General features: G+C 55.6%; 9 protein-coding genes and 3 pseudogenes. 5 read left to right on the forward strand and 7 right to left on the reverse strand.

Going from position 1 to position 12,307, the window contains the following annotated elements; all coding sequences use genetic code 11:
• On the reverse strand, window positions 1–1,241 hold a 1,241-nt coding region (locus EF096_RS11160; protein WP_123889716.1), incomplete at its 3' end, for a methyl-accepting chemotaxis protein.
• A gap of 452 nt (window positions 1,242–1,693) precedes the next feature.
• Here EF096_RS11160 and EF096_RS20965 point away from each other — a divergent pair.
• Window positions 1,694–2,371: pseudogene (locus EF096_RS20965) on the forward strand (PAS domain-containing protein); the annotation flags it as partial.
• A gap of 81 nt (window positions 2,372–2,452) precedes the next feature.
• The gene (locus EF096_RS20970) at window positions 2,453–2,908 is read left to right on the forward strand and encodes a methyl-accepting chemotaxis protein (protein ID WP_372237902.1); all 456 of its coding nucleotides are present in this window, start codon (window positions 2,453–2,455) and stop codon (window positions 2,906–2,908) included.
• Between the two features lie 106 nt (window positions 2,909–3,014).
• Here EF096_RS20970 and EF096_RS11170 read toward each other — a convergent pair whose 3' ends face one another.
• Entirely contained in the window at window positions 3,015–4,352 is a 1,338-nt protein-coding gene (locus tag EF096_RS11170; protein ID WP_123889718.1) for a DUF1329 domain-containing protein, read from the reverse strand.
• Between the two features lie 426 nt (window positions 4,353–4,778).
• A pseudogene (locus tag EF096_RS11175) lies at window positions 4,779–6,032 on the reverse strand (DEAD/DEAH box helicase); the annotation flags it as partial.
• Window positions 6,033–6,196: 164 nt separating this feature from the next.
• Between EF096_RS11175 and EF096_RS11180 the strand changes: the two are divergent.
• From EF096_RS11180 to EF096_RS11190, 3 genes are read left to right on the forward strand one after another with little or no spacing between them, the layout of a single operon-like run.
• A complete protein-coding gene (locus EF096_RS11180; RefSeq protein WP_123889720.1) occupies window positions 6,197–6,805 on the forward strand; it encodes a LemA family protein in 609 nt (202 codons plus the stop codon).
• 5 nt (window positions 6,806–6,810) lie between these two features.
• Window positions 6,811–7,542, forward strand: a complete 732-nt coding sequence (locus EF096_RS11185; protein ID WP_372237899.1) for a TPM domain-containing protein — start codon at window positions 6,811–6,813, stop codon at window positions 7,540–7,542.
• Window positions 7,543–7,561: 19 nt separating this feature from the next.
• Window positions 7,562–8,179: a TPM domain-containing protein gene (locus tag EF096_RS11190; protein ID WP_123889722.1), complete on the forward strand. Its 618-nt coding sequence runs from the start codon at window positions 7,562–7,564 to the stop codon at window positions 8,177–8,179.
• Between the two features lie 101 nt (window positions 8,180–8,280).
• On the opposite strand, the gene EF096_RS20975 is transcribed toward EF096_RS11190, so the two are convergent.
• The 4 genes and pseudogenes from EF096_RS20975 to EF096_RS11205 form a co-directional block, all read right to left on the reverse strand.
• Complete coding sequence (locus EF096_RS20975) at window positions 8,281–9,084, reverse strand: methyl-accepting chemotaxis protein (protein ID WP_404940766.1); 804 nt, start codon at window positions 9,082–9,084, stop codon at window positions 8,281–8,283.
• 87 nt (window positions 9,085–9,171) lie between these two features.
• Window positions 9,172–9,942 (reverse strand): annotated as a pseudogene (locus EF096_RS20980) (cache domain-containing protein); the annotation flags it as partial.
• Window positions 9,943–10,206: 264 nt separating this feature from the next.
• Window positions 10,207–11,883 carry an alpha/beta fold hydrolase gene (locus EF096_RS11200; protein ID WP_123889724.1) on the reverse strand — a complete coding sequence of 559 codons (1,677 nt, stop codon included), beginning with the start codon at window positions 11,881–11,883 and terminating at the stop codon, window positions 10,207–10,209.
• 12 nt (window positions 11,884–11,895) lie between these two features.
• Window positions 11,896–12,123, reverse strand: coding sequence for a hypothetical protein (locus EF096_RS11205; RefSeq protein WP_123889725.1), 228 nt, complete (start codon window positions 12,121–12,123; stop codon window positions 11,896–11,898).
• Between the last annotated feature and the right edge of the window lie 184 nt (window positions 12,124–12,307).

Genomic DNA, 12,307 nt, shown 5'->3' on the forward strand with positions numbered 1-12,307 from the left:
CAATTTGTTGTTGCCAGTAGTCTGTTCGCTGCTGCATGGCCATATTTGATTCCTCGCGTAGGTGACGATGGAATCAGTGTGGGATGGAAATTGAACGGGAAACAGGTGCTGATTTGTTGGCGCTTACCCATAACCAGCGAGTGAATCTGAGTGATGCTGCCATCGACCACGCGCTTGGCATCCTGACCCTCGCGATCGGTCTGCTGGGCTGCCTCTGATGCTCCCTGGGCGCTATGCGCAACTTCATGCGCTGCTGAGGACATCTCATTGATCGCTGCCGCCACCTGATCGGTCTCCTGGCGTTGCTGCGACATGGCCTTCTCGGAACGTTGTGCCTGCTCCGTTACTTCTGCAACCAGCTGGGTGAGTTGGCCGGTCATTTCTACCGTTTGGCTCACCAGCCCGTGTACTTTCTCGACGAAACGGTTGAACGCGGTTGCCAGGTCGCCTAGCTCATCATTGCTGGTGACCGGCAGGCGATGCGTCAGGTCGCCATCTCCTTGTGCGATATCGTCAAGATTTTGCTTGATACGGATTAGCGGGCGCAGCAGGGTGTTCGCCATGGTTACACCAACAACACCAAAGATGACCAGCAGCACGGTAGCAACCAACAGGATACTGGTGATGATGTTCTCGATGCGCTGGTCTATGGCTTCCTGCACTTCTGCTACCTGGGTCTCGATCCCGTTCAGGTTGACGGCGGTGCCGACCGCCATGTCCCACTTGGGCAGGTAAAAGCTGTAGGCCAGCTTGGGTACGGTAACGGCCTCGTTGCCAGGTAAGGGTGAGGAGTAGTTAACGTAATAGGTGTTGTCTTTTGCGACCCTGACCAGCTCTCGGTTGGTGTATACGCCATTGGGGTCCTGGCGGTCATTTAAACTAACGCCTACGTCCTTTGAACTGGTGCCGCGAAAGAGTCGTACCACATTGGAGTCGTGACCAAAAAAGTAGCCGTCTTCGCCGTATGTAATCTTGGACAGGATGTCGATGGCTTGTGCTCGCTTCTGCATGTCACCTTGAGCTGACTCCTCGTAAAGCGTCTGAACCGAGCCTATGGCTATCTGGGAGTAGTTCTCCAGCAAGGTACGGCTCTCTTGCATCAGGCGCTCACGTGTCTCGGCTACCTCTTTTTCCGCCAGATTCTGCAGGATCTTGACTGCAGCTCCACTGATGACCAATGCAAACAAAACGATGGGAATAAGGGCCAGCAGCACCACTTTGGTTTTTAACGTCAGACGCATTAGTTTCTCCAAGACAGGTCGGGCGCGCTGAGGTAAAGCACACGCGTCTGATGTCAGTATCGACCAGAAATCCAAAAACTGTAGTACTGCGGCGACATTTCAAAGCCAAACAGAGCTGGTAAGGGGGTTACAGGTTTTCAGATGCGCAGGTTAGCGTCGCCGAACTGAGTGTCTACGTTGCCGGGCATCCTGCTCAGCGAGTAGTCGACATCTCTTTGGTGTTTCTTTCACACCAACAAAGTGGTCATGCGTGCCGCGTTTCTGTACCAAAGTTGGACAAAATATTTTTATTGTACAACTAGTGTTGTTTTGAGAGGATGCGCCCACGGCATTCTGCCAACGCTGGAGTAGAGCTTTTACTAATGTTCAATACAAAGCTAAAGAAGATGTACAGCACTCAAGGACGAGAGCTGGCCGACAAAAAGGGCCAGCTGGAAGCCTTGAAAGCGCATATGGCTTTCATTGAATTTAATCCGCAGGGTGTCATTACCGACGCCAGTCCGCTATTTCTGAATCTAATGGGTTATTCGCTGGATCGCATAGTTGGTCAGCATCATCGCTTATTTTGTTCGGCAGATGATGTGGCCTCGCCAGCGTACCAAGGGTTCTGGTCAGAGCTGGCAAGAGGCAAGGCCGTTTCAGGCACATTCAGACGCCTCAAAAAGAGTGGTGAGGCAGTGTGGCTGGAAGCGAGTTACATCCCGGTACTGGATGCACAAGGGCGTAGCCTCAAGGTGATGAAGGTTGCCACCGATGTGACCGCAGAAAAAAAGGAATTGCTGAGTAAAGAAGCACTTGCTGCAGCGTTAGACAGGTCGATGGCGGTTATCGAGTTCAGTCCCAGCGGTGAAATAATTACGGCTAACCGCAATTTTCTGCAGGTGATTGGCTATTCGCTCGAGCAATTGCGTGGGAAGCATCACAGAACGTTTTGTACTGACGCCTTTTATCAGCAGAATCCGCAGTTCTGGTCGGCGTTGGCCAAGGGCGAGTTCAAGTCCGGGCAATTCCAGCGCTTGAATAGCCGCGGCCAGATAGTCTGGCTTGAGGCAACCTACAATCCGGTATTTGATGACACTGGCAAGGTATTCAAGGTGGTCAAGTTTGCCAGCGACATCACCGAGCGTATTGAGCAGGCGGCGGCGGTGCGTCAGGCTGCCGAGGTTGCCAGCAGTACATCGGAGGAGACCGCAGCGATTGCGCAGCAGGGCATGAAGTCGTTGCAGACGGCGGTCGATACTTCTGCGCGTATTGCCGCTCAGGTGTCCGAAGCGACGAGCCTTATTACGCAGCTAAACGCGCAGTCGAGGAATATTGAAGAGATAGTGGCGACTATCTCGGGTATTGCAGATCAAACCAATCTACTCGCTCTTAATGCGGCTATCGAGGCTGCCCGCGCCGGTGAGCAGGGCCGTGGCTTTGCGGTGGTAGCTGACGAAGTGCGGCAGTTAGCTGCGCGTACCAGCAAATCAACGGCGGAAATTGCCGGAGTAGTGCACAAGAACCGCGAGCTCACTGACAAGGTAACCGAAACGGTGCATTCGGTTAGCGTTACCGCAGAAGAGGGGAGTCAGCGCACGCACCAGGTTTCGTCGATCATGGAGGAGATATACCAGGGCGCAGAGAACGTTTGTCGCACAACGTCAGGCCTGGTTAGCGTCAAATAATCGAGGGAGATGACGCAGGCCTGAGTTTGTACGGTTAACGCGTATTAAACTCAGGTCTGCGTTTTACGGCGGTTTTTGGTGCTTACAACCAGGATGCGGTCAGGGATCAGTTACCTTCGCGGCGTAGGGCCTGTGGTGAGAAATCCCGTGGATTGATGACGGCATCAAAGTTGTACATGGGCTCGTTGTTATCGAGACCGTCCACAAAGTAGTTGCCGTCTTTGAGGTGGTAAAGCGTTTCCAGGGTGCTGCTAACCATCGGCACTTCGTAGTAGTTGATCGGATGAGCTTCCTGCAGGCCAATCAACTCACCATCGGCATCTCGCAGATCAACCGCAAGAATTTGCCAGCTATCTTCATCTATGTAAAAGCGCCGAGCAGCATAGGGGTGGCGATACCCGGTGCGCAGCGCAGCGTCGACGACCCATACTCGGTGCAGTTCATAGCGCAATAGCTCTGGGTTTAGTGTGTCGGGCTGCACGATTTGATCGTACGGGATGCCTTTCTGGTGAACAGCGTAGCTGTTGTAGGGCACCAGCATTTCCTGCTTGCCTACCATGCTCCAATCATAACGATCAGGTGCGCCGTTATAGGTGTCCAGCACGTCGGCCGTTGCCAGATCACTGGTATCTGGCTGCACGGAATCATATGCCAGTGTGGGAAGACGACGAACGCGGCGGTTATCCGGGCTATAGCGCCACGCTTTGCGAGTGGTCAATACCTGATCCAGTGGGTCCTGAACAACCAGTGCGGTATTGGCCAATTTCGCAGGTGCGGTGACAACGTACTTGTACAGCAGCAATGTGTTGTCCAGATCGGCAGTGGTCATGCCTTCGCGGTTATAAACGTAATAGATCTGGCGATCACGTTTGATCAGGTTGCTCTTGCCATTGATGACCACAGCCTGATTGTTGATGAAATGGTTTTGATCACCTTTGTAATGCAGGATGTGGTTCCAGATGGCCTCGATGCCGTCTTGTGGGATCGGGAAAGGAATGCCCGCAGCAGCGCCACGAATACCGTTACCGTTGGCAATCAGTTCTGCGCGGGTAGCGTTGGCTATGGTGGCATCGTAAATACGTTGTGGGGCGGAAGCGCTGCGTCGGCTGGGGAAGATGCGCATGGCGTAGTCAGGATGACGCTGCATCAGGTCGACCAGACCAGCTGGTAGTTGAGCTTGATACTGCTCCACATTCTGCGCGCTGACCCGGTATAGCTCAGCGTCCGCCGCATAAGGATCTGGATGATGCATGCCGGGACTGTAGCTAGCGGGCGCAGTTACGCCACCGTTCCACGATGGAATAGTGCCCGCGCTATTGGCAGCCTGCTCAGCACCTAAAGGGGTCAAGTCTCGACCGAGGCGGTCTGCTTGCTGCTGATCAACTTTCGCGAATGACTGACCAGCGGCAACAGTCAGCAATACAGCTGCGAACGTCCTGTACATGATTTAGCTCCTTGCAACACGCCGGAAGACTGCGCGGCGGTAGTATGGAATTGATAGGGAGTGTCGGTAACTTATATTTCTTCGCGCGCGCGCGTGGCGTGATTGTAGCGCCAAACTGATCTTGCTGGCACTCAAGGTACAAAATGAAACAAAGCCTGATATCTCTCTGATCAAGCTTATGCGCTCTAATGTTGTGGCCAGTTTTGGCCAGATAACTTTGCATTCCGCAGCGATTGAGTAGGCCGGTGAGATGATCCTGCGAAAAGCAGGATCAGGGTATGCCTGTTCAGGTTGCGCTGGTCAGTCACACATTGTTGTCCTTATGCAGCATTTGAATTCTGTTAAGGCTGCAGCTCTCCAATGGACCTCTGCACTCTTTATAACCGGCCCACGACCGGAGCGAGAGCTTTGTCCCCGGGCTGATCAGGACTCGTCAAACCAGTTACCAAGATGGACCTTGTTTTTGCCGCCCGGCACCTTGGGTTTCTTTGGCTTCTTGGGTTTCTTGACCAGTTGGCCGCCAAGCCGGGTTTCAGGTACGCGATGCTCGGGTTTAAAGTCGCTGTGTTCACGCCGCTGTAACAACTGTTGGATGAGGGTTTCAATTGCTGCCAGTTGCCTTACTTCGTCGGCACTAACCAGCGAGATGGCCTCACCGCTGGCACCTGCGCGGCCGCTGCGCCCAATACGATGGACGTAGTCTTCCGCGTTGATGGGCAGATCAAAATTGATCACCAGCGGTAGCTGGGCGATATCCAGCCCTCGCGCAGCGACGTCGGTCGCGATCAGCATGCTGACTTCATTATCTTTAAAGCGCGTGAGCGCTCTCAGCCTGGCTGGCTGCGGACGATCGCCGTGGATACAGTCCGCCTGCACACCTTGCGCTTGCAGTGCTTCGAGCAGCTGATCGACAGCCTTGCGTGTTTTGGCAAATACCAGCGTTTGCGGCCACTGCCGCTCGCTGAGCAGTTGCATAAACAGCTCGGTTTTGCGCTTCTTGTCGACCGGTATGATCCACTGCTCGACGCTATCGATTGCACTGTTGCGTGGACTGATATCGATCGTCAGCGGATCGCGCAGCAAACCGTCCGCCATCTGCCTGATCAGGGCGGAGAAAGTAGCGGAAAACAGCAGGGTCTGCCGTTTGCGCGGCAGGGCAGAGAACAGTTGATCCAGCTCGTCGGCAAAGCCGAGATCAAGCATGCGATCGGCCTCATCCAGCACCAGAACCTGCAGCTGATTGAATTTGATCGCATTTTGCCGATAGAGATCGAGTAGACGTCCGGGCGTGGCAACCAGCACATCGACGCCTTTACGCAAAGCCATCATCTGCGGGTTGATTGAAACACCGCCATACACGGCATAGCTGCGCAGCGGCAGTTGCTCGCTGTAACGCTGCAGGCTTTGCAGTACCTGCTCAGCCAGTTCGCGGGTGGGTGTCAGTACCAGTGCGCGCACTGAATTGCTGGCGACTACAGATCCTTGCTGGGTCAGTGTTTGCAGTAACGGCAGGGCGAAGGCTGCGGTCTTGCCGGTGCCGGTCTGCGCACTGGCCAACAGGTCGCGGCCCTTGAGGATGGCGGGGATTGCCTGCTCCTGAATGGCGGTTGGCGTGCTATAGCCGAGCTCTTCAAGGGTACGCTGCAGCGGGTCGATCAAACCGAGGGGGGCGAAAGTCATGATGTGGTCACAAAGTTGAACAGAACGTCAGTTTACCCGTTGCGGCGCTGCGTTGCCTGCTTGGGGTTTTAACTCGGTCCTATTCGTGTTCTGCTAGCGTCGCTAGTGTATGTGCAGATGCGATCTGCTGTACCCAACATAATCACCCTGACGGACGACCTATCATGAATACACAGCCTATTCGGACCACCTGGCAATTGGCGATTCTGGTGTTGCTCAGCAGCCTGTTAGCAGGCTGCGGAATCAACAATATTCCGACCTATGACGAACAGGTGAAATCTGCCTGGTCACAGGTTGAAAACCAGTACCAGCGCCGCGCCGATCTGATTCCTAATCTAGTCGAGACCGTGAAGGGCTTTGCCCGTCAGGAGCAGGAAACGCTGACCGCCGTAGTGGAAGCACGGTCCAAGGCGACATCGATACAGATCAGCGCAGAGGATCTGAATGATCCGGCCAAAATGCGCCAGTTCGAACAGGCGCAGAGCCAGTTGACGGGGGCACTAAGTCGCCTGATGGCAGTGTCCGAGCGCTACCCGGACCTCAAGTCAAACCAGAACTTCCTGGCGTTGCAGTCTCAGCTGGAGGGCACAGAGAACCGTATTGCCGTGGCTCGTCGTGATTTCATTGCCTCTGTGCAGCAATACAACACTGAGATTCGCACTTTCCCCGGTCGTATCTGGCATAGCCTGATGTACAGCGATATGCCTATCCGCGAGAACTTTGAAGCGACCACTGAAAATGCCGAGCAGGCTCCCGCGGTGAGTTTCGAATGAGGTTGATGATCTCCCTGTTGTGCGCGCTGACCTTCTGTTTCAGCGCTGCAGCGACGGCGCAGGAGTCGGCTCTGCCCGAGTTGACCGGGCGCGTGGTCGATAACGCTGGCCTGCTGGGGCAGGGCGCAGAGCAACAACTGACGCAGATGCTGACGGCGCATGAACAGGCAACCAGCGAGCAGGTAGTCGTAGTGACTGTGCCGAGCTTGCAAGGCCAGAGCATTGAGCAGTTCGGTGTGGCGCTGGGCCGTGCCTGGGGAATTGGTCAGCAAGACAAGGACAACGGTGCCTTGCTGATCGTGGCCCGCGACGATCGCAAAGTTCGCATCGAAGTGGGTTACGGGCTGGAAGGTCGCCTGACCGATGCGCAGTCTTCGGTCATCATCAATGGCATCATTACGCCCGCTTTCCGTGAAGGACGTTTCGAGCAGGGCATTGTCGACGGTACCGGCGCGATTATTCAGGTGCTGGGCGGTAATCCTCTGGCGGTCGCTGAACGTGCCGAGAGCGATAAAAAGGGCAAGAAGCCGGCGGGAGCCTTGCTGTTGGTCCTTATCATTATTGGCGTCTCTATGTTGGGCGGTGGTGGTCGCGGCGGTTCCGGTCGCGCGCTGCTGGCTGGCGCCTTGTTGGGCGGGCTAAGTGGTGGCTCGCGCGGCGGCGGTGGCGGTTTTGGTGGTGGCGGATTCGGCGGTGGCGGCGGCTTTGGCGGCGGCGGAGCATCGGGCGGATGGTGATTTCAATAAAGGATGCACAATGACGCTTCTATCAAGCAGTGAGCAGCAACAAGTAGCGGATGCGATTGACCGCATTGAGCAGCATACCGACGCCGAAGTGGTGACCGTGTTGGCTCGCCAGGCCGACGACTATCGCTACATACCCTTGCTATGGGCCAGTCTGCTGGCTCTGGTGCTACCGGGGGCGGTGGTCTATTTTAGCGGCTGGCTGGATGTCAGCGAGTTACTGCTGGCCCAGTGGTGTGCGTTTGCAGTGTTAGCGCTGTTGTTTCGGTTGCCGATCATTACCAGCAAGCTGGTACCCCGTGCGGTGAGACATTGGCGCGCCTCCAACCTGGCACGGCGGCAGTTCATTGAACTCAACCTGCACCACACTGAGGGCGAGACCGGCATGCTGATCTTCGTCTCAGAGGCCGAGCGCTACGTCGAGATCATGGTCGACCGCGGCATATCCAGCCGCATCGACAACAAGGCCTGGGAGTCGATAGTGGCGACCTTTACCGCGCAGGTTGGCAAGGGTGAGGTGTTGCAGGGCTTTCTTGACTGTATCGAGACCTGCGGCACGCAGCTGGCAAAAGAGCTACCCGCTACCCATGAGCGTAACGAACTACCTAACCGCTTGGTCGTGCTCGACTAAACGGTTAGCGTGCAATGAAAAAACCGCTTGGCAGCAACTGCTCAAGCGGTTTTTTTATATCTCACTGCCAGCCTTCAGCAGGCTGGCGTCATCGCGTTAACCTAACGTTTTTGCATGCCAAGGCTGCGGCTGGTCTTGAACTGATTGATCAGCTGATTTAGTTGCGCAGCTGCCTCAGTCAGCTCCTTGGTGTTGCTGGCGGTATCCTGAAGCTCGCGCATGACCCGACCGCCCAGCGTGCTGAGCTGGCTAAGACTGGACGATATTTCGGTACTGGTGCGTGACTGTTGTTCTGCGGCCGCTGCAACCTGACTGGTCATGTCTGTGATGGTGTCGACCGAACTGGCAATGGATTGCAACGCGGCGCGGGACCCCTCTACCTGTTGCTGCATGGCCGCTGACTGCTGATGGCTGCCTTCCATCGAACTGACTGCCTTCGCTGTGCCGGCCTGCAATGAGTCGATAATGGTGCGTATTTCGTCGGTCGATTTCTGGGTGCGGCTCGCCAGCGTGCGCACCTCATCGGCTACCACTGCAAAGCCGCGCCCCTGTTCGCCAGCGCGGGCCGCTTCTATCGCGGCGTTCAGGGCCAGCAGATTGGTTTGTTCCGCGACGGCGCGAATCACGCCGAGCACGGTATCAATGGTATGGGATTGTTCGCTCAATTCAGCTACTGCTTCGCCTGCCTGAGCTATGTTGCGAGCTAATGCTTCCATGGAGCGTGAGGTCTCATCAGCGGTTTGCTGGCTGTTGAGAGCTTGCTGGTTAGCATCGCGGGCCGCATTGGCAGAATCGGACATGCGTTGCGCTACCTCGTCCGAGGTGGCGCTCATTTCCTCTACCGCCGAAGCAATGGTATCAAGCTCGCTGTTTTGCTGGTTATAGGACGCTTCAGCCTTGTTCATGGCCGAACCGACTTCAGTGGCAATAAGCCTATTGCGCTCGACCACGTCGCGTATATTGTCGATGACGTGCGCGACCTTATCGGTGAAGGCATTAAAGCCGCGGGCCAAGCCGCTGATTTCATCGTTACCATGGGCATCCAGATGGCGCGAGAGGTCGCCGTCGCCGGTAGCGATGTCGTTCATCGCTTTGACTGCATGAGCGATAGGGCGGCTGATACTCAGTGCGATCATCAAATTGACCCCAACCAGCAACAAGATGCCTAATGCGGCCATCGTCAGCTTGGGAATCATATGGGTCCAGAACGCCTGGTTAACGTCATCCAGATAGATGCCCGAGCCAAGAATCCAGCCCCATGGCTTGAAGCCTGAAACGTAAGACACTTTGGCAACCGGGTCGGTTACGCCGGGTTTGGGCCACATATAGTTGACCACACCAGCGGACTGCGCCTTGACCAGGGCCACCATGTCACGGAACAGATATTTGCCGGTCGGATCTTTAACGTCAGCCACGCTGTTACCCACTAACTGGGTAGCAAACGGATGCATGACCATGATCAGGTTATTGGAATGTATCCAGAAGTAGTCTTTGTCGCCGTAGCGCAGCGTTTGCAGGGTGCTGGCAGCGGCGGCTTGCGCTTGCTCTTCAGTCAGCTCCCCGTTTTGCTGCAAGGCATAAAAGTGCTCTATGACGCCCATGCCAGACTCAACCAAATGCTGAGTTTTGAGCGAACGGCCATCGAGTAGGCTTTGGTGATAATCCACAGCAAAGGCGGTTACCAGGCCCAGCACTATGATGAGTACCAGAGCGGTAACAGCAATCAGGCGCTGAAAGATAGAGAAGCGACGCAGCACATTCATTGCAGATCCTCTAGGCGGGCTCTAACACGCGCGATAGCCAGCGAGACAGTAGCGCAGAGCCATTATGATTTCTTTTGATCAGCCTAGCAGGTCTTTTGCTAAATCTCCTTGATATTTAATGTTCTACGTATGCTATTGGTGGCGCAGCTTGAACTATTCCAGCGCTCAGCAAAGTATGACGGGGTCAGGCGGGAGGCAACTTTTTGCCGGGGCAGGGCATAGACACCAGGAGTGGTGCCTATGCATATCAGCAGGTTAAAAAGGTTATTGAATGTAGTCTCTGAACTGCACCGAATTTGAGCGTATCTCGTCTGATGGCCAGTTAGGTACGTTTATTACCTGTACCGCACCATTGCCGCCGCGTGGCTTGAGCTGGATGTTGATGGGTTGATTGGCGCCCGGAGAGGCCGGGATGAACAGATCCAGTCCAGAGATAAACGGCAGAGCACTAAAGAACGGATCCGGTCCAGGAAGGGTGCTGTTACCGTCGCTATTGCGGTCATGCAGGAAGATACTACTGGTGCGTTTGAGTAGCGGGGCGGTGGCACTGGTGACGATCTGTGTGTCATTCACCGTGAGACTGTCGTTCAGCTCACCCTGATCGCCCCATAGCTCGCGGTCGCGGGCGATCATCAGGTTGGTGTGGTTGGCACTGCGGTGTAAATAGGCACCGACGCCAGCGCCAGGCAGGGAGGTATTCAAGCGAACAAACAGGCTGTCCTGCAGATAACCTTCACGGTAGAAATAATGGTCGGCACCGACGGCTTCTCGGTCCAGACCAAACTCGTAGGTTGCGCCCTTGGTAATCGAGAATGGCCCCCAGTTGCCATCACTGCTGATTGGCATGCTGTGGTCAGGGGTGTCTTTTAAACGAATGCCGGTTGCCGGATCAACCTCAAAGATCTGCAGCTCGGTACCCTCTGCGCCGGTATTCTGCGGAAACAGACTGGCACGGCCCGCGATCCAGACGCTATCGCCTTCGGCGTCACTAATCTGCGTAGTGCCTGGCTGGCTGCCATTGAAGTGGTTATAGATGCGCGCAAAAGAGTCAGCGGATGTGGCTACTTCAATGTGGCCGATAGGCATCTCGGGGGAGGGGTAAACGTTCTCGGCGCCGCTCACTTCGCGTTCAACATACTGACCCCAGAGCGCCAACGTGGGTACGTTGCCTGGCGGTGCGTCCAGCGCTGCGCCATCGATGCTGGTGTAATGCGCAACCTTTGCTGCATTGTCGCTCTCGCCCAGGTACATCAGGCTTACACCGGTGCCCATCGAGTGTCCCATCAGGTCCACTTTATCCGCACCGGAGATCTGCCGCAGGCGCTCGACAATCAGGTTGATCTCCTCGTTACGCTTCGCTGCCTGGATAGGGTCCAACGCATTTTGCCCGGTACTGCTGCTGGTATCGTATTCATACACCGCCAGATAACTGCGCGGGTAACCATTGGCCCGAAAGCGCATGGCTTGAGACTCAAACTGCGAGGCTGAGCCAGCCCCGCCGTGAATGAAAAGCACCGGCCGCAGGGAGAAGTCGATGTTCTTGCCATTCGCCTTATCGACTGAATCAAGCAGGTGGTTAAAGGCGTCGAGTTTAGCCGTCAAGCCACGACTGGCGGTATTGGGATTTTCGGCAAATACATTTTCGGCGCTGAGTGCCGCCAGCAGATCGTTCATGGCGGGTTCAAAGCCGCTTGAGTCGGCAAAATCCAGGGTGACGCCAGGGTTGGCTTGGAGATAGTCACTGATAGCGTTTTTGATGTCAGCGGTGATTTCAATGCCGTTGCCCAGGTTGCCGTCTGCATCCAGTGATTGCAGAAAGCGGGAGAGGTTGAGTACCGCGGGGTCGCTGAAGGCAGTAGCGCCATCGACGATGTCCATAGGGGTTAGTTGGCTTGCGCCTGCGGCGGACCCCAGATCGATACCCGCCAGGGAGAAGCGCACGGTCTCGTTGCCTTAATATTGGAAAGTGCCTGCACTGTCGGTCTCACCGCTGCGGCTGTCGGTGGCGTACTGCAACCCCGCCACCGGAGCATCGATGAATACACCGCTGGAAGCGGACTCAGAATCATCGCCGCCACCACCACCGCCCGACAAGCAACCACTGAGCATGACGGATGATAAGCCGAGTAGGGGTAATGCGGTGCGACGTAAGACGCGGGTGACGCCGTGATGACGAGTCATGGGGATCTCTCTTTTTAGAATTGTTCTTTGTCTGTTTTGTCGGCAACGCCGCGCAGGCGGATACCGAGGGCCGTTGCGAAGGACCGCGGTATTGCCAGCGGATGTGCCTTAGCCAAGCAAGAGTTAACAGTGCACAAGTGTATACTGTCAAGCAAAAGAGAATGAACGTTCATGCATAAATGTC

Source organism: Pseudomonas neustonica (genome assembly GCF_003797945.1).
GTDB lineage: Bacteria > Pseudomonadota > Gammaproteobacteria > Pseudomonadales > Pseudomonadaceae > Halopseudomonas > Halopseudomonas neustonica.

Excerpts from the sequence above, each read along its gene's own strand:
- EF096_RS11180 (WP_123889720.1), top strand. The coding sequence starts at position 6,197 with ATGAATACACAGCCTATTCGGACCACCTGGCAATTGGCGATTCTGGTG.
- EF096_RS11205 (WP_123889725.1), bottom strand. The coding sequence starts at position 12,123 with ATGACTCGTCATCACGGCGTCACCCGCGTCTTACGTCGCACCGCATTA.
- EF096_RS11170 (WP_123889718.1), bottom strand. The coding sequence starts at position 4,352 with ATGTACAGGACGTTCGCAGCTGTATTGCTGACTGTTGCCGCTGGTCAG.
- EF096_RS20970 (WP_372237902.1), top strand. The coding sequence starts at position 2,453 with ATGAAGTCGTTGCAGACGGCGGTCGATACTTCTGCGCGTATTGCCGCT.
- EF096_RS20975 (WP_404940766.1), bottom strand. The coding sequence starts at position 9,084 with ATGAACAAGGCTGAAGCGTCCTATAACCAGCAAAACAGCGAGCTTGAT.
- EF096_RS11185 (WP_372237899.1), top strand. The coding sequence starts at position 6,811 with ATGATCTCCCTGTTGTGCGCGCTGACCTTCTGTTTCAGCGCTGCAGCG.
- EF096_RS11190 (WP_123889722.1), top strand. The coding sequence starts at position 7,562 with ATGACGCTTCTATCAAGCAGTGAGCAGCAACAAGTAGCGGATGCGATT.